The organism is Sphingobacterium paramultivorum, assembly GCF_014109745.1.
GTDB classification, from domain to species: Bacteria; Bacteroidota; Bacteroidia; order Sphingobacteriales; family Sphingobacteriaceae; genus Sphingobacterium; species Sphingobacterium paramultivorum.
The window spans coordinates 3,028,301-3,052,382 of sequence record NZ_CP058555.1 but is presented as its reverse complement, the minus strand read 5'-3'; the positions used below and the strand labels follow the sequence as shown (position 1 = coordinate 3,052,382).

General features: G+C 42.8%; 14 protein-coding genes, 2 tRNA genes and 3 rRNA genes. 17 read left to right on the top strand and 2 right to left on the bottom strand.

Annotation, left to right across the window (positions count from 1 at the left end; translation table 11 throughout):
- Window positions 1-6 precede the first annotated feature (6 nt).
- On the bottom strand, window positions 7-2,532 hold the full coding sequence (locus HS960_RS13090) for an ATP-dependent Clp protease ATP-binding subunit (protein ID WP_075991716.1): 2,526 nt from the start codon (window positions 2,530-2,532) through the stop codon (window positions 7-9).
- 185 nt (window positions 2,533-2,717) lie between these two features.
- Between HS960_RS13090 and ettA the strand changes: the two genes are divergently transcribed.
- The 9 genes from ettA (at window position 2,718) to uxuA (ending at window position 13,525) form a co-directional block, all read left to right on the top strand.
- A complete protein-coding gene (ettA, locus tag HS960_RS13085) occupies window positions 2,718-4,400 on the top strand; it encodes an energy-dependent translational throttle protein EttA (protein WP_046672222.1) in 1,683 nt (560 codons plus the stop codon).
- Window positions 4,401-4,409: 9 nt separating this feature from the next.
- The gene (locus HS960_RS13080; RefSeq protein ID WP_159729155.1) at window positions 4,410-5,594 is read left to right on the top strand and encodes a PAS domain-containing sensor histidine kinase; all 1,185 of its coding nucleotides are present in this window, start codon (window positions 4,410-4,412) and stop codon (window positions 5,592-5,594) included.
- Window positions 5,595-5,636: 42 nt separating this feature from the next.
- Window positions 5,637-6,704 (top strand): response regulator, encoded by a 1,068-nt coding sequence (locus HS960_RS13075; RefSeq protein ID WP_153844966.1) that lies wholly within the window; start codon window positions 5,637-5,639, stop codon window positions 6,702-6,704.
- A gap of 364 nt (window positions 6,705-7,068) precedes the next feature.
- Window positions 7,069-7,485: a Rossmann-fold NAD(P)-binding domain-containing protein gene (locus HS960_RS13070; protein WP_120336507.1), complete on the top strand. Its 417-nt coding sequence runs from the start codon at window positions 7,069-7,071 to the stop codon at window positions 7,483-7,485.
- Window position 7,486: 1 nt separating this feature from the next.
- On the top strand, window positions 7,487-8,857 hold the full coding sequence (hemN, locus tag HS960_RS13065) for an oxygen-independent coproporphyrinogen III oxidase (RefSeq protein WP_182332918.1): 1,371 nt from the start codon (window positions 7,487-7,489) through the stop codon (window positions 8,855-8,857).
- A gap of 9 nt (window positions 8,858-8,866) precedes the next feature.
- Complete coding sequence (locus HS960_RS13060) at window positions 8,867-11,260, top strand: heavy metal translocating P-type ATPase (protein WP_182332916.1); 2,394 nt, start codon at window positions 8,867-8,869, stop codon at window positions 11,258-11,260.
- Between the two features lie 5 nt (window positions 11,261-11,265).
- Window positions 11,266-11,454, top strand: a complete 189-nt coding sequence (gene ccoS / locus HS960_RS13055; protein WP_075991720.1) for a cbb3-type cytochrome oxidase assembly protein CcoS — start codon at window positions 11,266-11,268, stop codon at window positions 11,452-11,454.
- 79 nt (window positions 11,455-11,533) lie between these two features.
- Window positions 11,534-12,352, top strand: a complete 819-nt coding sequence (locus HS960_RS13050; RefSeq protein WP_088160737.1) for an SDR family oxidoreductase — start codon at window positions 11,534-11,536, stop codon at window positions 12,350-12,352.
- Between the two features lie 12 nt (window positions 12,353-12,364).
- On the top strand, window positions 12,365-13,525 hold the full coding sequence (gene uxuA / locus HS960_RS13045; RefSeq protein ID WP_182332914.1) for a mannonate dehydratase: 1,161 nt from the start codon (window positions 12,365-12,367) through the stop codon (window positions 13,523-13,525).
- Window positions 13,526-13,666: 141 nt separating this feature from the next.
- Here the strand turns inward: uxuA and HS960_RS13040 are convergent, their stop codons facing one another.
- Window positions 13,667-14,689 carry a LacI family DNA-binding transcriptional regulator gene (locus tag HS960_RS13040; protein WP_120336504.1) on the bottom strand — a complete coding sequence of 341 codons (1,023 nt, stop codon included), beginning with the start codon at window positions 14,687-14,689 and terminating at the stop codon, window positions 13,667-13,669.
- 675 nt (window positions 14,690-15,364) lie between these two features.
- On the opposite strand from HS960_RS13040, the gene HS960_RS13035 reads away from it, so the two are divergent.
- The 8 genes from HS960_RS13035 (at window position 15,365) to HS960_RS13000 (ending at window position 24,079) form a co-directional block, all read left to right on the top strand.
- Window positions 15,365-15,508, top strand: coding sequence for a hypothetical protein (locus HS960_RS13035; protein ID WP_153848835.1), 144 nt, complete (start codon window positions 15,365-15,367; stop codon window positions 15,506-15,508).
- 143 nt (window positions 15,509-15,651) lie between these two features.
- Window positions 15,652-17,181: ribosomal RNA gene (locus tag HS960_RS13030) — 16S ribosomal RNA — on the top strand.
- A 121-nt stretch (window positions 17,182-17,302) separates the two neighbouring features.
- Window positions 17,303-17,376 (top strand) — tRNA-Ile (locus HS960_RS13025).
- Window positions 17,377-17,387: 11 nt separating this feature from the next.
- A tRNA-Ala gene (locus HS960_RS13020) sits at window positions 17,388-17,461 on the top strand.
- A 229-nt stretch (window positions 17,462-17,690) separates the two neighbouring features.
- Window positions 17,691-20,570 (top strand): 23S ribosomal RNA (locus HS960_RS13015).
- Between the two features lie 125 nt (window positions 20,571-20,695).
- Window positions 20,696-20,807: ribosomal RNA gene (gene rrf / locus HS960_RS13010) — 5S ribosomal RNA — on the top strand.
- Together the 16S, 23S and 5S rRNA genes with 2 tRNA genes alongside form the textbook arrangement of a ribosomal RNA operon.
- Window positions 20,808-21,738: 931 nt before the next feature.
- Window positions 21,739-23,877, top strand: coding sequence for a cytochrome-c oxidase, cbb3-type subunit I (ccoN, locus tag HS960_RS13005; protein ID WP_182332912.1), 2,139 nt, complete (start codon window positions 21,739-21,741; stop codon window positions 23,875-23,877).
- Window positions 23,878-23,881: 4 nt separating this feature from the next.
- Window positions 23,882-24,079: a hypothetical protein gene (locus tag HS960_RS13000; protein WP_046671935.1), complete on the top strand. Its 198-nt coding sequence runs from the start codon at window positions 23,882-23,884 to the stop codon at window positions 24,077-24,079.
- The last annotated feature ends 3 nt before the right edge of the window (window positions 24,080-24,082 follow it).

Here is a 24,082-nt window from a genome sequence, read left to right as displayed (position 1 = left end):
TGAAGCTTACTTCTCAGCTGTATCTTTTGAAGACTTAGAATCTGAGCTAGAAACCTCAATATCTTTGGTTTCAGGATTAATGCTCACGGTCAAAACTGAACCTGTTTGCACATTTCCTTTGAGGATCTCTTCTGCAATCGGATCTTCAAGATATTTTTGGATTGCTCGTTTTAATGGACGTGCACCAAAATTACTGTCATAACCTTTGTCTGCGATGAAATCTTTTGCCTCATCGGTTAAATTGATGGTATAGCCCAAATCAGCGATACGTTTGAACAATGACCTTAATTCAATATCAATGATTTTGAAGATATTCTCTTTCGTCAATGAGTTGAACACAATCACATCATCGATACGGTTCAAAAATTCAGGAGCGAAAGCTCTTTTCAAAGCGGTTTCAATAACTCCACGTGAATGCGCATCAGATTGTTGTGATTTTGCTGCAGTGGTGAAACCAACACCCTGACCAAATTCCTTCAATTGGCGTGCCCCAATATTTGAAGTCATAATGATTATGGTATTTCTGAAATCTACTTTACGGCCCAAACTATCTGTCAATTGGCCTTCGTCCAACACCTGTAACATGAGATTAAATACATCCGGGTGAGCTTTCTCAATCTCATCCAATAAGACAACCGCATAAGGTTTACGACGTACTTTTTCAGTCAATTGACCACCTTCTTCATAACCAACATATCCTGGAGGCGCTCCAACAAGGCGAGATACCGCAAATTTCTCCATGTATTCGCTCATGTCAATTTGGATCAGTGCATCTTCTGTATCAAACATAAATCGCGCTAATTCTTTAGCCAACTCTGTTTTACCAACCCCAGTAGGACCTAAGAAGATAAATGACCCGATTGGTTTTTTAGGATCCTTCAAGCCCGCACGTGTACGTTGAATAGCTTTCACCAATTTACCTACAGCGTCATCTTGACCAATGATTCTTCCCTTCATCAACTCAGCCATATTCAACAGTTTTTGACTGTCTGTTTGACTAACACGTTGTACTGGAATACCTGTCATCATGGCCACTACTTCAGCAACATTTTCTTCTGAAACAGTATAGCGTTTAGATTTTGTCTCTTCTTCCCAAGCGATTTTTTCTTTCTCGAGCTCTTCGATCAATTTTTTCTCCGTATCACGCAATTTGGCGGCCTCTTCGTATTTTTGACTACGAACGACCTTGTTCTTTTCCAATTTGACCTCTTCAATTTTATTTTCAATGTCAATAATGGACTGCGGTACATGAATATTGTTTAAGTGCACGCGAGAGCCTGCCTCATCCAAAGCATCAATAGCCTTATCTGGTAAGAATCTGTCTGTAATATAACGTGTTGTTAACGACACACAGGCTTCGATCGCTTCGGGAGTGTAGGTCACATTGTGGTGATCCTCATATTTCTCCTTGATACGATTCAATATCTCTACCGTTTCATCATGTGTTGCCGGCTCAATTGTTACCCGTTGGAAACGACGGTCCAAAGCACCATCTTTTTCAATGTATTGACGATATTCGTCCAATGTGGTTGCACCAATACATTGGATTTCTCCTCTTGCCAAGGCTGGTTTGAACATATTGGAAGCATCTAACGATCCTGAAGCGCCACCTGCACCAACGATGGTGTGAATCTCATCGATAAATAAGATGACATCCGGTGATTTCTCCAGCTCATTCATGACCGCTTTCATACGTTCTTCAAATTGACCGCGATATTTCGTCCCGGCAACCAATGAAGCCAGATCCAATGTGACTACACGCTTATTGAATAGTACACGCGAGACCTTGCGTTGGACAATACGAAGAGCAAGTCCCTCCGCAATAGCTGATTTACCAACTCCCGGTTCACCGATCAACAAAGGATTGTTCTTCTTGCGTCGGGATAAAATTTGAGATACACGCTCAATTTCTTTCTCGCGACCCACAATAGGATCCAATTTACCCTCTTCGGCAGCTTTGGTCAAATCACGGCCAAAGTTGTCCAATACCGGAGTTTTGGATTTGATATCCGAAACTTTTTTAGGTTGGATATATTGATCATCCTCAGCAAAATCATCGTCGCCGGTAGGAGAGCCTGGAGCCTCATCCTTGATGGTCGTTCTATTTTGCTCAACTTCAGATTTGAAGATGTCGTAAGTCACATTGTATTGTTGTAAAATCTGAGAAGCAATATTATCTTCATCTCGTAAGATAGCCAATAATAGATGCTCCGTTCCGATGATGTCCGATTTGAATATTTTAGCTTCCAAATAAGTGATCTTCAAAACTTTTTCAGCCTGTTTTGTTAATGGCATATTGCCAATAGGAGCGCGTGAAACCGATGCCCCCTTCACTGCGTCCTCCACAGATTGACGTAGTGCTGTCGTGTCAATGCCTATGTTTTTAAGGATCTTTATCGCCATACCATCGCCTTCACGAATCAATCCGAGCAATAAATGCTCCGTTCCTATATAATCGTGACGCAATCTCAAAGCTTCCTCTCTACTGTACGATATGACATCCTTTACGCGCGGTGAAAATTTTGCTTCCATTGAATACCTTTCTGTTTTATATTAAGGATATATAAATGTAGTAAATTCTGCATTTCAAACCTTAAAATTATTTTAAATAATGTCATCAACAATTAAGCCATGACCGTTATACGTCCAAAATGTCAGTATAAAAGATTACATTTGTATGTTAATATAATAAGAGTTTTCGAATTTTTTTAAATTTTATGTCAGACGAGAAGATCATTTTTTCGATGGCGGGTGTCAACAAAATCTATCCGCCTCAAAAACAAGTTTTAAAAAATATCTATTTATCTTTTTTCTATGGGGCGAAGATCGGTGTGATCGGTTTAAACGGATCAGGTAAATCTTCCCTATTAAAAATTATCGCTGGATTGGATAAGTCCTACCAAGGCGAGGTGGTGTTCTCCCCAGGTTACTCTGTGGGTTATTTAGCACAAGAACCTCAATTGGATCTTGAAAAGACTGTTCTTGAAGTCGTTCAGGAAGGTGTCGCTGAAATTACAGCCATCTTACAGGAATACGAAGAAATCAACGAAAAATTTGGCTTGCCAGAGGTGTATGAAAATGCCGATGAGATGGACAAATTGTTGGCAAGACAAGGGGAACTTCAGGATATCATTGATGCCACTAACGCTTGGGAAATCGATTCGAAATTGGAAAGAGCAATGGATGCTTTACGTTGCCCCGAACCAGATGCGAAGATTGTCAATTTGTCAGGTGGTGAGCGCAGACGTGTAGCATTATGTCGCTTATTGTTGCAGGAACCTGATGTATTACTCCTAGATGAGCCGACCAACCACTTGGACGCCGAGTCGATTGATTGGTTAGAACAACATTTAAAACAATATAAAGGAACGGTCATTGCCGTTACCCACGACCGTTATTTCTTGGATAATGTAGCCGGATGGATTCTTGAATTGGATCGCGGTGAGGGTATTCCTTGGAAAGGAAATTATTCTTCTTGGTTAGATCAAAAAGCAAAACGCTTGGCACAGGAAGAAAAACAGGAAACCAAACGTCAAAAAACCTTGGAACGTGAGCTGGAATGGGTGCGTATGGCACCGAAAGCACGCCACGCCAAATCGAAAGCTCGTTTGCATAACTATGAAAAATTAGCTTCTGAGGAAACGAAAGAACGCGAAGAAAAATTGGAATTGTTTATTCCACCGGGACCACGTTTAGGTAATTCGGTCATTGAGGCAACTAATATTTCCAAAGCGTATGGCGATCGTATCTTGTTTGAAAATTTGAGTTTCATGTTGCCGCCTGCGGGTATCGTAGGGATTATTGGACCCAACGGTGCGGGTAAAACAACCTTATTCCGTCTAATTACAGGTCAGGAAACACCTGACACGGGTTCGTTTAAGGTCGGAGAAACGGTAAAATTGGGTTACGTAGACCAAATGCACCACGACCTCGATCCTGAAAAATCGGTTTGGGAAAATATTACGGGTGGCAGCGACAATATGATGCTGGGCAATCGCTCGGTAAACTCAAGAGCTTACGTTTCCAAATTTAATTTTAACGGTGCTGATCAACAAAAGAAAGTAGGTGTACTTTCCGGTGGAGAACGTAACCGTGTTCACTTGGCTATTACACTCAAAGAAGGCTCAAATGTGCTCTTACTCGATGAGCCGACCAATGATATTGATGTAAATACCTTACGGGCACTGGAAGAAGGCTTGGAGAATTTCGGTGGTTGTGCCGTTGTGATCTCCCACGATAGATGGTTCCTGGATCGTATCTGTACACACATCCTTGCTTTTGAAGGGGATTCACAGGTTTATTTCTTTGAAGGTAACTACACTGAATATGAAGAAAACCGTAAAAAACGCGTTGGTGACGTGACACCGCACCGTATTAAATACAAGAAACTGGTAAAATAAGCAACGATCATGGACGGTGGAAGGCTTTTAGCTGCTATAATAGATCACGCTATTGATGGAATAATTACCATAGACAACAGGGGGAATGTGGAAAGCATTAACCCTGCTGCCTTGGAATTGTTCGGTTATCAGGCTGAAGAAGTGATCGGACACAATATCTCCATGTTAATGCCTGAACCTGATCGTGGCAATCACGATGGTTATCTGCATAATTACCAAACCACAGGTCACAAGAAAATCATCGGAATCGGCCGTGAAGTGATGGGCTTAAAGAAAAATGGAGAAACATTTCCATTTCGCTTGGCAGTCAGTGAGGTTTGGTTAAAAGATAAGAATATCTTTACCGGCTTTATTCACGATTTATCGCGTGAGAAGGCTGCCGAGGATATGCTCAAGCAACATGCAGCCGAACTTGAACATAAAGTCAGTGAGCGTACACGCGACCTGATCTCTCTGGTATCTGAACTTGAAAAAGCTAAAGCAGAAGTCTCAAAGTCTTTGGAAAAAGAAATTGAACTTAACCAGCTGAAATCACGGTTTGTGTCCATGGCCTCGCATGAGTTCCGGACACCTTTAAGCTCGGTTCAGCTTTCGGCTTCTCTGATTGAAAAGTATTCCGAACGACCGGATGATAAAGCTAATATCCTTAAACATACCAATAAAATTAAAAGTGCAGTTCAATTGCTCACAAGTATCCTGAACGACTTTCTGTCACTTGAAAAATTGGAAGCGGGTATTGTTGTGATGAATAAGCAGTACATCAATCTCGTTGAGTTGGCAGAAGAGATCACCGAAGAAATGCAATTGATCTGTAAGAAAAATCAGCATATTGTATACCAACATACCGGAGAAATTGGGCATTTCACCCTAGATCCAAATTTGTTGAAAAATGCTTTGGTCAACTTAATCTCCAACGCGATCAAATATTCCGGAGAAGATACCTTGATCGAATTCACAACCTGTATCGACGACGAAGGCTGCTTAATATCCGTGAAAGACAATGGTATTGGTATACCCGAGGAAGATCAGGTACATTTGTTTGAGCCTTTTTTTAGAGCACATAATACAGGTAATATCCCTGGTACAGGATTAGGTTTGAATATTGTAAAACGATACATCGAATTGATGGCGGGGCAGATGGAATTTGAATCGGAAGTACACAAAGGAACTTCATTCAGAGTAAGCTTTAAATAAAGGTGAACTTGCAGATTCGCATAACTGAATAAATAATTGCAGATGAGAAATAAAAAGACAATTCTAATTATTGAAGATAATATCGATATCCGAGAAGGGACTACCGAAATATTGGAGTTGACAGGAAGGTATGATGTCATTACAGCCGAAAATGGGCGCGTTGGCGTCGACCTGGCGACAAGACATATTCCTGATTTGATTCTCTGTGATATCATGATGCCTGAATTGGATGGTTACGGAGTCTTATTTATGTTAAGCAAAATTGAAAGTACAGCCAAAATTCCGTTCATTTTTCTGACTGCCAAAGCGGAACGCGCAGATATGCGCAAAGCGATGGAAATGGGGGCGGATGATTATTTGACGAAACCTTTTGATGATGTCGAATTGATGAATGCAATAGATGTTCGCCTCAAAAGACATGAGCAGCTTGCAGCAGATATCCCTCGGGAAGAAGATTTGAGTTTGAGCGCCGAAGAGCAGGTATTGTTGCTAAAAGAGCTAATTGCCAATTCACGTGTGAAAACAGTGAAGAAAAAACAGTCTATTTATGAAAAAGATGATTCGCCAACGTACGTCTATTTTGTGAAATCTGGTCAGGTACGCAGCTTTAAGTCCTATAAAGATGGACGTGAGCTGTCTACAGGTATTTTTATTGAAGGCAATTACTTTGGTTATGCTTCGATTTTGTTGAATGATAATTATGAAGACTACGCCGAAGCTGTTGAACAAAGTGAAATTGTGTTGATTCCAAAGGATAGTTTTTTGGAACTGTTATGGAAAAAACCTGCAATAGCCAGTAAATTTATTAAGCTCCTTTCTGTCGACTTACGTGAAAAAGAAGAGCAATTGCTGGGTTTTGCCTATCATTCTGTCCGTAAGCGTGTCGCCAATGCTTTGATTAGCGTTGCTGAAAAAAGTGGAGTCAATATCAATGAGGCTGATGCATGCTCAATTGATGTGACACGAGACGGCCTAGCTTCAATTGCAGGTACAGCCAATGAAACTGTTTCCCGTATGCTCTCCGACTTTAAAGAAGAAAAACTGATTTCGAAAGAAAAAGGAAAAATATACATCAATTCTATCAAGAACCTGCGGGATGTGAAGCAGTAGGGATCAGCAGCTAAGATTTAAAAATCAATTTACTAAAAAAGGCGTGTTCAGTTTTTCTGAACACGCTTTTTTTCTGATAGCCTATGTTTACTGATTTGTGTCTTTTCATTAAAGTATCAATGCGAGTTCGCTATGCCGTTTTATTGAACTAGTTTGGTTTCAATGAACGTATTGTACGCGATTGTTGGCTAGATAATAGCTTTCGGTTGACTTTTAAAGCTGTTGATGTTAGCGAAATCATGCAAGTTTTTGTGAATTGTGATAAATATCATTTTAAGGTGTGGTGCTATATCATCTTTTTGCCCATATGCATGATTTACTTTTGTTCTTAGGATAAACCTTAATTGGTGATTGTAGAATCAGAATGAAAGTAGTAGTATATAATGTAAGGTCATTTGAAAAAGAGTTTTGGGCATTGGCAAATGCCAAACAACATGATTTGACTTTGATTTCAAATGGATTAAATGCGGAGACACAGAATTACGCGCGTGGAAAAGATGCGGTAGTTATTTCCGTGAGCGATATTTTGGACGAGAGCATGCTACTTAATTTAAAAGGGTTAGGGATCAATAAGATTATGACCCGCAGTAAGGATACTGCTCATATCGATCTGGTAAAGGCTGGAGATCTGCATATTCAGATTGCCAATGCGCCATTTGAAGATCAGAGTCCAAAAGGACTGGCAGAGCAGACCGTCCGGAATCTCAACTTATGGGGATTAGAAAAATGTGTTGGTAAAGCCTGTTGTTGTCTAAACGACTGTGCTAAAAAAATAAAATAAAATGATTACATCGCAGGTTACAATGGAAGAATTGGTGCAAAAATATAATGTTGCCGCACCGCGCTATACAAGCTATCCTACTGTTCCCTTTTGGGATAATGAAGCATTTTCTCGGGCGGCTTGGACTAATCAAGTCTACCAAACTTTCCAGCAGTCGAAAGAAAAAGGTATCAGCTTATATATACACCTTCCTTTTTGTGAAAGCCTCTGTACTTATTGTGGCTGCAATACGCGCATTACAAAAAACCATCGCGTTGAAGAACCTTATATTGCCGCTCTTTTGAAAGAATGGGAAATGTATGTCGCTTTATTTAAGGGAGAAAGACCGTTATTGGCAGAAATACATTTGGGTGGTGGTACTCCGACCTTTTTCCATCCGGATAATTTGAAGGTACTGATTGAGGGGATCCTTAAACACGCAGACCTGGCTCCTGATCGTTCATTCTCCTTTGAAGCTCACCCTGCTAATACAACCGTCACACATTTAGAAACCTTATTTGACTTGGGGTTTCGGCGCTTGAGCCTGGGAATACAGGATTTTGATCCACTTGTGCAGTTTGTGATCAACCGACATCAAACATCGGCGGAAGTGAAAGAAGTGATGCTGAATGCGCGGAAAATTGGATTTGAGTCGATCAACTTCGATTTGATCTATGGATTGCCTAAGCAAACATTGGCTACGGTGGAAGATACGATCCAAAAAGCGATGCTGCTCGGTCCAGACCGGATCTCTTTCTATAGCTATGCCCATGTGCCTTGGATAAAACCCGGTCAACGGCATTATACTGAAGCAGATCTACCTCATGGCGCAGCCAAACTCGCCTTATATAACCTTGGGAAAAAAATGATTTTGGCCCATGGCTATGAAGATGTCGGTATGGATCATTTTGCGAAAAGAGAGGACGAGTTATTTGTGGCTTTTCAACAAGAAAGATTACATCGCAATTTTATGGGGTATGCCGATCGATTTAGTCCCTTGTTAATCGGTATCGGAGTCTCTTCGATCAGCGATGCCTGGGGGGCTTTTGCTCAAAATGTGAAGACCGTAGAAGAATACCATAAACTCATTGATACAGGGGTATTGCCCGTTGTAAAAGGACATATACTCAACGAGGAGGATCTTCTTGTAAGGCGTTATATCCTCGATATGATGTGTAAAGGTAAAGTGCAGTTGCCGACAGGTGCGCCGTTGAATGAGCAGATTATCGACGAATTGTCTGAACTTGTTGCAGATGGTTTAGTCTCCATAACCGGCGAACTAATTCAATGTACTGCTATTGGACGCTCTTTTTTAAGAAATATCTGTATGGCCTTTGATCAGCGATTATTGCGTTCAAAAGCACAAAATCAATTATTTAGTCAGGCAATTTAGAACGAAGGTATGGGAGAGCTAAGGGATGAAATACAACTTGCAGAAAAATGTTTCCATTGCGGCGATAAAATTGAGGAAACGGGTTATCAGCTCGATCATCACGATTTTTGCTGTCTGGGGTGTCAGACCGTTTACCAGGTACTGAACGATAGTGGTATGCAGCAATATTATCGCTATAATCAGCACCCGGGTAAATCGAATAAATCCAAGCAAGAAGATTTTTCCTATCTGGATGAACCACAGATTGCCGGTAAATTAGTGGATTATAAAGATGATAAGATGACCATCATCACCTTTTATATTCCGGCTATTCACTGTAGCTCTTGTATCTGGTTGCTGGAAAATTTATATAAACTCAATCCCAATGTACTGCAGTCGCGCGTGGACTTTATGAAGAAACAGGCGAGCATTACATTCAATCACAATGAGCTGCCATTGAAAGACCTGGTTTATCTTTTGGTCAATATCGGTTATGACCCTAAAATCACCTTGCAGGATGTTGTAAAGGAAGGGAATAGAAATAATCTGAATCCTTTGGTCGCAAAAATTGCTGTTGCCGGTTTCTGTTTTGGAAATTCTATGTTATTCAGTTTCCCTGATTATTTTGGAATGGGGAGTTTTGAAAAGGAATATGCCAATTTCTTTGGTTATATAAACCTTGCCTTTGGTCTCCCTGTTTTATTGTATTGTGCATCGGATTATTTCAAATCGGCCTATTGGAGTCTGAAACAAAAGCGGTTGAATCTGGATGTGCCATTAGCTCTGGGAATCCTCGTGTTATTTTTGCGTTCCGCGTTTGAGGTGATCACACAGACAGGTGCCGGTTTTACGGATACGCTCTGTAGTCTTGTGTTTTTTATATTGATCGGAAAATGGGTACAACAACGTACCTATTATCATATCTCATTTGAACGGGATTACCGGAGTTATTTTCCGGTGGCTGTAACAGTATTGACCGAATCTGGGGATAAACCTGTACAATTAGCTGACGTTCATATAGGTGACCGTATCTTGGTTCGGAACAATGAAATTATACCGGCCGATGCTATGCTTTTAAAAGGTGATGCTGCGATAGATTTTAGCTTTGTAACGGGAGAATCAAGTCCGGTCAGTAAGACCTTAGGCGAAATTATCTATGCCGGTGGGCGCCAGACCGGGGAAGCGATAGAACTTGAAGTGGTCAAACCGATTTCACAGTCCTATTTGACCAAATTATGGAATAATGAGAATTATAAAGATTATGACAAACATTTTCAGACTTTTGTCAACTTTATAAGTAAATATTTTACTGTTGTTTTATTGGCTATTGCACTATTGGCGGCCTTGTTTTGGGCCGTTGATGGGAGTGCAAGCAGGGCTTGGGGAGCTTTTACGGCGGTATTGATTATTGCATGTCCATGTGCGTTGGCGTTGAGCTCTCCATTTACCCTTTCTGCAGCGCTAAGTATTTTTGATCGAAATAAGTTCTATGTGAAAAATACGGCTGCTATTGAGCAGATGGCAACGATTGATACCCTGGTGTTCGATAAAACTGGCACGATATCGTCGCCTAAAGCAACCTCAATTTATTTTGAAGGTAGCCTTTCGGCAATTGACAAAAAACTACTGAATGCGGTATGTAGAAACTCTAGCCATCCGTTGAGCCGTGAAATCGTCAAGTGGCTGAATGTCTCTTCTGCTATTTCGATACAGGATTTTAAGGAATTTCCGGGAAAGGGGATGCAGGCTAATGTAGGTGGCAAGGAAATTAAAATCGGTAGTGCTAACTTTTTGAATATCGGTAATATTAAAACAGATGGTTCTGTGGTTTTTATTCGTATAGGTGAAGAGTTAAAAGGGTATTTTACCATGGAGCAATCCTGGCGGGATGGCCTTTCGGCTTTGATTGAAGATTTTAAAGTCGAATACGACCTTCATTTAATCTCAGGGGATAACGATAGACGTCTGGATGCACTCCAGTTAATTTTTCCCTCGAATGCAAGCCTGCTTTTTAATCAATCACCAATGGAAAAACTGGAAACCATTCAAAATTTTCAGGTAGCAGGAAAGCATGTCTGCATGATTGGTGATGGCCTTAATGATGCGGGGGCATTGCGTAAAGCAGATCTGGGTATCGCCGTGAGTGATGATATCAATAACTTCTCTCCCGGCTGTGATGCGATACTGGATGGGGAGTCATTTTCAAAAATGCCGGATTTCTTTGCTTTTAGCAAAGATGCGGTGAAAGTAATACATATGAGCTTTGGTATATCTCTTTTATATAATGTAATTGGATTGAGCTTTGCCGTGCAAGGTATTATGTCCCCGTTATTTGCCGCGATTCTAATGCCAATAAGTACGGTAACGATCATCTCCTTTACAAGTCTCATGACGAGGTGGTATGCCAAACGTCGTAAACTCTAGTTGTTATGGAAATAATGTATATTTTGATCGGTTGTAGTGTTTTGTTGGCTTTGGTTTTCCTATGTGCTTTTTTCTGGGCAAATAAAACCGGTCAGCATAATGATACCTATACACCTTCTATACGGATTCTGTTTGATGATGAAACGACAGAAGGGGAAGATAAAGAAGGTGACGTAACTAAAACGTTATCGTAATTAAATCAATTACTTTTTTTTGTAATTAAGGTTATTATCAATAAAATTGGGGGTAAATACCAATTTGAAATAAAAATACATGCATAATAATCCATTTTCATTAAAAGATAAGGTAGTTGTAATTACGGGAGGTACAGGGATTTTAGGCGAAGCATTTGTTGAGGCTTTGGCCGAGGCAGAAGCCAAAGTCGCAGTACTTGGACGTAATGGACAAATCGGAGCGGAGCGTGTCCAGCAGGTAGAGTCTGTTGGTGGCGAAGCTATATTTGTTGAAGTTGACATCATGAACGAACAGGATGTCACTCGGGCGAAAGATGAAGTTTTGCAAAAGTGGGGTAGGATAGACGCTTTAGTAAACGCCGTTGGAGGCAACATTCCAGGTGCAACAATTGGTGCCGATCAAGATTTATTTGCGAGCAATATTCAGGATACTATTAAAGCAATTGAGCTTAATTTGTATGGTACAATGATTCCTACGCATATTATTGGTCGTGTGATTGCTGAAAGCGGAAAAGGTGTCATCATCAATATATCTTCTCTTACAGCCAGTCGTCCTTTTACACGTGTTTTGGGCTATACTGTAGCAAAACACGGTATCGATGGGTATACAAAATGGATGGCCACCGAACTCGCTCAGCGTTACGGCGATCAAGTTCGTGTCAATGCAATCGCTCCCGGTGTATTCTTAACCAAACAAAACAAAAACTTATTGATCAATCCAGACGGTACGTATAGCGACCGTACCAAACGTATTCTTAACGGAACTCCCTATAACCGTTTGGGCGACCCTCGTGAGTTAAAAGGAACTTTAATCTATCTATTGAGCGATGCATCGGCCTTTGTGACAGGGGAGACGGTTTTTGTCGATGGTGGTTTTAATGCATGGTGTGGCGTTTAATTAAACTTTAAGATGAGAAAATTAGAACAAACCTGGCGTTGGTATGGTCCCAATGACCCGGTATCTTTACAAGATATCAAACAGGCTGGAGCTACTGGTATTGTTACGGCATTACATCATATTCCACACGGTGAGGTATGGCCACTTGCCGATATTCAAGAAAGAAAACGCATTATAGAAGATGCTGGTCTTACCTGGTCTGTTGTGGAAAGTGTGACAGTACATGAGGAGATTAAGACAAAAGGTGCTAGGGTCGATGAATACCTTCAGAAATATAATGAGACTTTAACCAATCTTGCACAATGCGGCATCAAAACAATTTGTTATAATTTTATGCCGGTGCTGGACTGGACACGTACACAATTGGATTTAACCATGGCGGATGGTTCAAAAGCATTGTATTTTGACTGGATTGATTTGGCACTTTTTGATATTTTTATATTGAAACGTGATGAGGCACAGACAGCGTATCCAGAGGATGTTGTTAAACGTGCGACTTTACGATTTGATGAAATTTCCGAACAGCAAAAAGAAGAATTGGCAAATGTTGTCTTAATGGGGATCCCCGGAGAGAAAAATGTGGAATTGGATGCGTTAAAAGCGAGCATTGATACCTATAAACATATTGGGAAAGATGGTTTACGCGATAATTTGGTTTATTTCCTTCGGGGAATTGCGGCAACTTGTGAGGATAACGGTATATGTATGACTATTCATCCCGATGATCCACCGTATCCTATTTTAGGTTTGCCCCGCATCGCCAGTAATGGTGCGGATTTCGATTATTTTTTAAATGCGGTTCCACAACGATTTAATGGTGTCTGCTTTTGTACAGGATCCTTGGGCGCCAGTCAGACAAACGATCTGCCGGCTATCTTAGAAAATATTAAAGGGCGGGTAAACTTTGTTCACTTACGGAATGTGAGGAAAGATGCGATCGGAAGCTTTTATGAGGCAGACCATTTGGATGGGGATGTCAATATGTATAAAATCATGAAAATCCTGGTTGCTGAAAATCAATTGCGATCTACAGCGATCCCATTCAGACCAGATCACGGCCATCAGATGCTGGATGATCTGAATAAAGTAACAAATCCAGGGTATTCTGCCATTGGAAGATTGAGAGGGCTTGCGGAATTACGGGGCCTAGAGTATGGTATTGTTGGTGAATGATACCAATAATTCAGGCGAAGATTAGAGATTATGACCTGTAATAGAGGTCTAGCATAAAGACAGTCGGGAAATAGGGGAGCTAACTTCTTATTTCCCGACTGTTTTGTTTTAAGTATGTCGATGAGACTATAATCAAAAGAATTATAAGGAAGATTTGCGAATGATGAGCTGTGTTGGAAGCTCAATCGTTTCAAATTCATGTATTGGTCTTGTTTGGTTAATGGTGGCGATTAATTTATTTGTCGCCAGTTCCCCAATTTCTGTTGCCGGTTGTACAACTGTGGATAGTGCCGGATTTAAGGAAGCTGCTATCTGTGTGTTTGAAAAACCAATAACGGCGACCTCGGAAGGGACTTGAATCTGAAGCTCAGCCAAAATACCTAGTGTTCGGGTTGTAATAACATCCGTAGCGCCGAAAATCGCATCTATACTTTTATGTTCAAGATATTCTTTGCGCAAAATCTCCCGAATTGTTTCGTCTATATCGGTGGTATTATTAAAACTACATTCGATATAATGTCTATTATCAAAAGGAATCCCCGCATCTGATAAAGCAGATTTGAAGCCATTTAATCGTTCGGCTGCCACACCTAAGTTCTTTCCGGTGATATGTAAAATATTCTTTTTACCTTGTTCGATGAGATGCTTTGTGGCATTATATGAACCCTGGAAATTATTGACACCAACCTTGAATGTGTCGAGCTGGTGATTGATACGATCAAAAATAACGACTGGGATCTGCGATTTTATCAATGCTTTTAGCTCTTCAATATTTGAATCGGAAGAAACCGGAGATATCATTAAGCCATCAATACCGCGCATGCGTAAGACGTCAATACAATTTTTTTCGATCCGTTCATCTTCCCGGCTTTGCATGAAAATAACGTCATAGACGGTCTGTTGAGAGGCTATTTGAATTCCATCGAGGATTTGTGAAACGAATGTATTGCTAATATTGGATACAATAACCCCTATTGTATTGGATTTTCCTATTTTTAAGCTCCGTGCCAACTTATTTGGGTGGAAATTATGCTTTTTGGCATATTCCTGAACCATCTTTTTAGTCGCTTCACTTATTTCGTAGCTGTCTGATAATGCTTTGGAAACCGTCGAAACAGAAATATTGAGTGCCAACGCTATATCTTTCAGGGTAGTTCTGCTCATCGCTCTGGTGGTTATTTTAAGATGATAAATCTACATAAAAAAATAGATAAATAGGTTTTTTATCTTGATAAGTGGACCAATGCTGCTATTATTTGGCTTTTCATATTGATATTTTGCTTGTTTCAGCGGCAGTTTTGACAAAAGGGGAGGCCTGTTGTTACCCCGCTTAGACTCGAATTGTATACTGATTTATAATTAATACCAATATAACACCGTTTTAACAGGGTGTTAATAGGGGTACAACCCCTGCTAACCCCCTGTTAACCCCCTGTTATCTCCCTGTAATACCCCTATTAATTATAGACAAAAGTTAAACGAAATTGGTAATAGATCCGATGCGAAGCCTGCCTCCATACTATATATGATGACCTGGGGTTCTCCGAAGGCCCAATCTGGCTGCCGGATCAGCCATCCTGGCCCTCCGATCACCTGTTTTACAAAAAGAATCTCGCACCGTTACAGGCAGTTAGGGACAAAACGAAATAAATAAGAACAAAAGGCTTGGAAGTGATTGTTAAAACTCCCTATCTTTGCACCACTCCGCAAGGGAGGAACGGTTACCCCGAAAGAGGGAACGATGAAAAAAGAAGGGTTTAAGAGAAGCCTGACAGGATTTAAGATCCCGCTCAGTTTATTTTAAACGCGGAAATCGAAAAAAAGAAAAAGAAAAAAAACTTGAAAAAGTTTTTGGAAGTTCAAAAAAGATTTCTACCTTTGCAGTCCCAACGGAAACGAAGGGAAAAACAAAACGATAAAGAGGGGCGCAATGCCTATCGGAATATAGCGGATACGGAAGTTGAAGCGCGAAAAGTTCTTTAAGAAAACACAATCATGTAAGCGTGACGAGTAGACAAACGAAAGTCATGAACAAATTCAAGAATTAGTTCAATTCGATCCAAGATCAGAGATATAAAAAAAAGAATTCTGATTATGTAAATAGTTGGAATCAAAAACTTCATTTTACAATGGAGAGTTTGATCCTGGCTCAGGATGAACGCTAGCGGCAGGCCTAATACATGCAAGTCGGACGGGATCCGTCGGAGAGCTTGCTCGAAGACGGTGAGAGTGGCGCACGGGTGCGTAACGCGTGAGCAACCTACCTCTATCAGGGGGATAGCCTCTCGAAAGAGAGATTAACACCGCATAACATATCTGACCGGCATCGGTTAGCTATTAAATATTTATAGGATAGAGATGGGCTCGCGTGACATTAGCTAGTTGGTAGGGTAACGGCTTACCAAGGCGACGATGTCTAGGGGCTCTGAGAGGAGAATCCCCCACACTGGTACTGAGACACGGACCAGACTCCTACGGGAGGCAGCAGTAAGGAATATTGGTCAATGGGCGGAAGCCTGAACCAGCCATGCCGCGTGCAGGATGACTGCCCTATGGGTTGTAAACTGCTTTTGTCCAGGAATAAACCTTTCTACGTGTAGGAAGCTGAATGTACTGGAAGAATAAGGATCGGCTAACTCCGTGCCAGCAGCCGCGGTAATACGGAGGATCCGAGCGTTATCCGGATTTATTGGGTTTAAAGGGTGCGTAGGCGGCCTATTAAGTCAGGGGTGAAATACGGTGGCTCAACCATCGCAGTGCCTTTGATACTGATGGGCTTGAATCCATTTGAAGTGGGCGGAATAAGACAAGTAGCGGTGAAATGCATAGATATGTCTTAGAACTCCGATTGCGAAGGCAGCTCACTAAGCTGGTATTGACGCTGATGCACGAAAGCGTGGGGATCGAACAGGATTAGATACCCTGGTAGTCCACGCCCTAAACGATGATAACTCGATGTTGGCGATAGACAGCCAGCGTCCAAGCGAAAGCGTTAAGTTATCCACCTGGGGAGTACGCCCGCAAGGGTGAAACTCAAAGGAATTGACGGGGGCCCGCACAAGCGGAGGAGCATGTGGTTTAATTCGATGATACGCGAGGAACCTTACCCGGGCTTGAAAGTTAGTGAAGAATGCAGAGACGCATTCGTCCTTCGGGACACGAAACTAGGTGCTGCATGGCTGTCGTCAGCTCGTGCCGTGAGGTGTTGGGTTAAGTCCCGCAACGAGCGCAACCCCTATGTTTAGTTGCCAGCATGTAATGGTGGGGACTCTAAACAGACTGCCTGTGCAAACAGTGAGGAAGGTGGGGACGACGTCAAGTCATCATGGCCCTTACGTCCGGGGCTACACACGTGCTACAATGGATGGTACAGCGGGCAGCTACATAGCAATATGATGCTAATCTCTAAAAGCCATTCACAGTTCGGATTGGGGTCTGCAACTCGACCCCATGAAGTTGGATTCGCTAGTAATCGCGTATCAGCAATGACGCGGTGAATACGTTCCCGGGCCTTGTACACACCGCCCGTCAAGCCATGAAAGTTGGGGGTACCTAAAGCATGTTACCGCGAGGAGCGTGTTAGGGTAAAACCGATAATTGGGGCTAAGTCGTAACAAGGTAGCCGTACCGGAAGGTGCGGCTGGAATACCTCCTTTCTAGAGTATCGCGGATCGGTACTCGTCACGTTACATATGATTGCAAAAAGAGAAAACATCAGAAGAAAGTGCCCGCCCCGAAAGGAGCAGGACCGAGAGAAAGAGATGAACAAGATAAGCTAGTCCCGTAGCTCAGTTGGTTAGAGCACTACACTGATAATGTAGGGGTCAGCAGTTCAAATCTGCTCGGGACTACGAAAAAAAGAGGGGAATTAGCTCAGCTGGCTAGAGCACCTGCCTTGCACGCAGGGGGTCAACGGTTCGAATCCGTTATTCTCCACATCTCCGGGAGGAGCATCGACAGATGCTCCTAAAATAAACCGGAAAAAGAGTTCTTTGACATATTGAAAGAGAAAAAAAATTACAAGAGAAGACAACAGTATAGAGACAATACGTGTATGTGTTTGAAGTAAGGGAGAGACCCTCGGTCAAGGCCGAACGATCCCGAACCTAGCATACGTGTATATATATCAAAAGCAGCCGCATAGTAGCAAAAGGCTATGCCGGTGAAGAAAGTAAATAAGGGCACACGGGGGATGCCTAGGCTCTCAGAGGCGAAGAAGGACGTGATAAGCTGCGATAAGCTTTGGGGATTGGCAAATGCGACTTGATCCAGAGATTTCCGAATGGGGCAACCTGACTATTTGAAGAATAGTCGTATAAAACGCGAACGCGCTGAACTGAAACATCTAAGTAGGCGTAGGAGAAGAAAATAACAATGATTTCCCAAGTAGTGGCGAGCGAACGGGAAAGAGCCCAAACCGATCATGTTACGGCATGGTCGGGGTTGTAGGACCACGACATTGTACAGCGCTATGAACTGGAAGCAGGTGGGAAACTGCGCGACAAGGGTGAGAGCCCCGTACAGGTAAAGAATGTTGACATAGTGGTATCCTGAGTACCGCGGGACCGGAGAAATCCTGTGGGAATCCACCAGCACCATCTGGTAAGGCTAAATACTCCTGAGAGACCGATAGTGAACCAGTACCGTGAGGGAAAGGTGAAAAGAACCCCGAACAGGGGAGTGAAAAGAACCTGAAACCGTGTGCTTACAAGCGGTTGGAGCAGACAAGTTCTGTGACAGCGTGCCTTTTGCATAATGAGCCTACGAGTTACTCTTGTCTGGCAAGGTTAAGTCCTTCAGGGACGCAGCCGAAGCGAAAGCGAGTCTTAATAGGGCGCATAGTCAGATGAGGTAGACGCGAAACCTTGTGATCTACCCTTGGGCAGGTTGAAGTTGCAGTAACATGTAATGGAGGACCGAACCGATAAACGTTGAAAAGTTTCCGGATGACCTGAGGGTAGGGGTGAAAGGCCAATCAAACTGGGAAATAGCTCGTACTCCCCGAAATGTTTTTAGGAACAGCGTCGGCGTAGAGTTTGATAGAGGTAGAGCTACCGATTGGGTGCGGGGGAGTCAAATCCTACCAAATCCAGACGAACTCCGAATGCTATCAAATATAGCCGGCAGTGAGGCTTTGGGTGCTAAGGTCCAAGGCCGAGAGGGAAAGAACCCAGACCATCAGCTAAGGTCCCCAAATTCGTTCTAAGTTGAACTAACGAGGTCCGGTTGCCCAGACAGCTAGGATGTTGGCTTGGAAGCAGCCATTCATTTAAAGAGTGCGTAACAGCTCACTAGTCGAGCGGCCGGGCGTGGATAATAAACGGGCATCAAGAACGGTACCGAAGCTATGGATTTGCACTTAGGTGCATCTGGTAGGGGAGCATTCCATCGCCGGAGAAGCAGTTTGGCAATGAACTGTGGAGGTTATGGAAAAGCAAATGTAGGCATAAGTAACGATAAGGCGGGTGAGAAACCCGCCCACCGAAAGACCAAGGTTTCCTGATCAACGTTAATCGGATCAGGGTCAGTCGGGACCTAAGGCGCACCCGAAGGGGGCAAGCCGATGGACAACTGGTTAATATTCCAGTACTCTTCATAACTGCGATGTGGTGACGGAGTAGTGACACTGCCGCGAACTGACGGAATAGTTCGTTGAAAGGCGTAGGTATAGGGACGGTAGGCAAATCCGCCGACCCTGCTGAAACCCAATAGTACAGCAAAGCTCCGGTGGCGCTGATAGAGCAGGTAAACAGACTTCCAAGAAAACCCGCTAAGCTTCAGGTTATGAAGACCCGTACCGCAAACCGACACAGGTGGTCGAGGAGAGAATCCTAAGGTGCTCGAGTGAGTCATGGCTAAGGAACTCGGCAAAATGGCCCTGTAACTTCGGGAGAAGGGGCGCTGTCTCAGCGATGAGCAGCCGCAGTGAAAAGGCCCAGGCGACTGTTTAACAAAAACATATGGCTTTGCAAAATCGCAAGATGAAGTATAAGGCCTGACACCTGCCCGGTGCTGGAAGGTTAAGAGGGGATGTCATCGCAAGAGAAGCATTGAATCGAAGCCCCAGTAAACGGCGGCCGTAACTATAACGGTCCTAAGGTAGCGAAATTCCTTGTCGGGTAAGTTCCGACCTGCACGAATGGTGTAACGATCTGGGCGCTGTCTCAGCCATGAGCTCGGTGAAATTGTGGTATCGGTGAAGACGCCGATTACCCGCAACGGGACGGAAAGACCCCATGCACCTTCACTATAGCTTAACATTGAGATTGGGTACAGGATGTGTAGGATAGGCGGGAGATGTTGAAGTGGCTTCGCCAGGAGTCATGGAATCAACCTTGAAATACCGCCCTTTCTGTATTCGGTTTCTAACTCGGTCATGCCGAGGACATTGTTTGGTGGGTAGTTTGACTGGGGTGGTCGCCTCCAAAAAGGTAACGGAGGCTTTCAAAGGTAAGCTCAGTACGCTTGGTAACCGTACGTGGAGTGCAATGGCATAAGCTTGCTTGACTGTGAGACCGACAAGTCGAACAGGGTCGAAAGACGGACATAGTGATCCGGTGGTTCTGTATGGAAGGGCCATCGCTCAAAGGATAAAAGGTACGCTGGGGATAACAGGCTGATCTCCCCCAAGAGCTCATATCGACGGGGAGGTTTGGCACCTCGATGTCGGCTCGTCACATCCTGGGGCTGGAGAAGGTCCCAAGGGTTGGGCTGTTCGCCCATTAAAGTGGCACGCGAGCTGGGTTCAGAACGTCGCGAGACAGTTCGGTCCCTATCTGTTGTGGGCGTTGGAAGTTTGAGTGGATCTGACCTTAGTACGAGAGGACCGGGTTGGACAGACCTCTGGTGAACCTGTTATGCCGCCAGGTGTACGGCAGGGTAGCTACGTCTGGAATAGATAAGCGCTGAAAGCATCTAAGTGCGAAACTAGCCACGAGATGAGACTTCCTTATAGGGTCGTAGAAGATGACTACGTTGATAGGCCATAGGTGTAAAGGTTGAGAGACCAAAGCCAAGTGGTACTAATAGCCCGAAGCTTTCTCAAGCAGACAGACACTGTTGTCTTCCTCTTTAATTTTTGAAACAAACAGAAACGAACCTCTTTCAATAGATATGTCAGTTGGCATGAATAAGATGATATGAATATCATAGATCAGCCAATAAAGATTTTTAGGTGCCTATATCGGCGGTGTCTACCTCTTCCCATTCCGAACAGAGCAGTCAAGCCCGCCAGAGCCGATGGTATTGCCGTAACAGGTGGGAGAGTAGGTCGGTGCCTTTTTTTACACGGAAGCCCTTGCTGGAAACAGTCAAGGGCTTCTTTCGTTTAAATACTTCCATGACCATTACACTTCCGCCACTGACCATCACTGCATATCCTCCGCCTATCGGTTATCACAGCACAGGACCGTCGGTGAGCCCTGTCCATCGGCAGCTGTTTCGCAACCGGTAGCAGCCCTGCAGCCTTCACTGACCGTATCAAATCCTATTACTTTTTACCTGTATCCTATAGTTGCATATCAATTGGCCTTGCAGTAGCTACTTGTAATACTGTATATGCTATCCGACTGTTGGGAAGTATACAGGTAATGGTACACAGTCATAGCAGGCGGTCATGCAGCCATCACTGTGCTCCGGTGGTATGGTGCATCCTTGTAGCTAAGGGGAATTGCTAAATTCAGGCTGAGCTTATATTTTCTTTTAAGTAGCTTTTTCTACAGCGGTTAACTAACTTATGTTATAACAGTATACGGAGGCCAGTTCAAGCTAATCCCACTACCGATTCTTTTCAAAGAGTCTTTAGCTCACTTGCTATAGGCGAATTGTGCAATGAGTCTCCAGATTAAGGTTTGCTATTGTGATGAGGTTTGATGCACTATAGCTACAATTCACTTCGTGCCAATAGTCCCGATGTTTTTGGGATAAATTCGTGTATATGTAACAGTGATTCTAACCCATATTGCCATCAAAACAAGGTATTAAACTGCAGGAAATGTGACTACGGTCACTTTTAATGTCTGATCTAATTGTAAAAAGTATCTTTCAAGATCTCTATTTTCCATAAGTCATTTACAACCAATGGTCGAAATTGCTAACTAAGCCTTGTAATCGGGTAATAAAAAAGTGACGTACATCACTTTTGTACGCATTGTCTATCATTAGATTGTCATAAATTGCTACTTATTTTTGAATCAGAATCAACAATTTAAGTAATGCAGTTAGAGCAATTTAATTACGACAACAAGATTGTCAGGAATTTCGGAATCGCTACCATTATTTGGGGGATAGTTGGTATGACCATAGGATTGCTTGTGGCAACGCAGCTTGTTTGGCCCCAGATGAACTTTGGATTGCAATTTACAACATTTGGCCGTGTACGTCCTGTACACACCAATGCGGTGATTTTTGCTTTCGTAGGTAATGGTATTTTTATGGGAGTTTATTACTCCTTACAGCGGGTGCTTAAAGCAAGAATGTTCAGTGATGCTTTGAGTAAGCTCCATTTTTGGGGATGGCAATTAATTATTGTTGCCTCGGCTATTACACTACCACTCGGTCTTACTTCAAGCCATGAGTATGCCGAAATGGAATGGCCTATTGATATCGCAATTACCCTCATTTGGGTCGTATTCGGAGTCAATATGTTCGGTACTATTATCAAACGACGCGAACGTCACATGTATGTCGCTGTTTGGTTCTATATTGCCACATTTGTTACAGTAGCCGTATTGCATATTGTTAACTCCATCCAATTACCTGTAGCTGGCTGGAAAAGCTATTATGTCTACAAAGGCGTACAGGATGCGCTGGTACAATGGTGGTATGGTCACAATGCAGTTGCTTTTTTCTTGACAACTCCTTATTTGGGAATGATGTATTATTTCCTTCCTAAGATGGCCAACCGTCCAGTTTACTCTTACAAGTTAAGTATTCTTCACTTTTGGTCTTTAATCTTTATTTATATCTGGGCAGGTCCTCACCATTTGCTCTATACGGCGCTACCTGGTTGGGTACAGTCTTTAGGGGTTGTATTCTCCATTATGTTGATTGCTCCGAGTTGGGGCGGTATGATCAATGGCTTGTTGACCTTACGTGGTGCCTGGGATAAGGTACGGACAGAGCCTATGTTAAAATTCATGGTCGTGGCCCTTACTTGTTATGGTATGGCGACTTTCGAAGGCCCTATGCTATCTTTAAAGCAGGTGAATGCAATTGCTCACTTTACCGACTGGATCGTAGCACACGTACACGTAGGTGCATTGGGATGGAACGGCTTTATGACATTCGGTATTCTGTACTGGTTGATACCACGTATTTATAAAACGGAGTTATATTCTAAAAAATTGGCATCAACGCACTTTTGGATAGGTACCTTGGGTATTTTGTTCTATGCGATCCCGATGTATTGGGCAGCTGTAGTACAAGGCTTGATGTGGAAAGAATTTACACCGGAAGGGGTTTTGAAATATCCAAACTTCCTTGCGACAACATTGGAAATTTTGCCAATGCACATGATGCGTGCACTAGGTGGTGCACTTTATCTATCGGGCGTGTTCCTGATGACGTTCAACTTGATCAAAACTATGCAAAAAGGGAAGCTTTTGGCCAATGAGCCTGCAGAAGCTCCTGCATTATTGCCGGTTCAAGTAAACGAACAGTCTCAACACCGTCGCCTTGAACGTAAGCCAATTTTATTTATGGTACTGGCTCTTATTGCCATCCTCATCGGGGGTATGGTGGAGATGGTGCCGACTTTTACAATTTCTAAAAACGTTCCAACGATTTCGAGTGTAAAACCTTATACAGCATTGGAACTGCAGGGAAGGGATCTCTACGTGAGAGAAGGTTGTGTAAACTGTCACACGCAAACTATTCGTCCATTTAGATCCGAAACCGCCCGTTACGGAGAGTATAGCAAGGCGGGAGAGTTTGTTTACGATACACCGTTTTTATGGGGTTCGAAGCGGACGGGACCGGATCTGCATCGCATCGGTGGAAAATACCCAAATAAATGGCACTTTGATCACCTGTTGGATCCGACGATTACTTCGCCAGGAAGTATCATGCCAACATATCCTTGGTTGATCGATCAGAAACTGGATAATTCTATTCTGCAAGATAAAATGAAAGCATTACGGAAATTGGGAATCCCCTATACCGATGCGGAAATTGAACATGCTGAGCAGGATCTCACCAAACAGGCACAAAAAATTGCTGATGATCTAAAACAAAATCAAGTGAATGTGCTAGCTGACCGTGAGATTGTAGCTGTAATTGCATACTTACAGCGATTAGGAACAGATATAAAAGCAGCTCCAAAAGTAGCTGATAATGTTAACGCAAATCAATAAAGCCATGTTTAAGCAAATAACAAATCTAAACGGCAGTGAGCTTTATCTAATTGCATCACTTTGGATCTTCTTGGTGTTCTTCATTTCAGTAGCAATAATGTTGTTTCGAATGAAAAAAGACTATGTTACTTATATGAAGGAATTGCCTTTGGAAGAAGATGAAACAGAAAAGGAACTGAATCATTCACCTGAAAGTCTATAATAT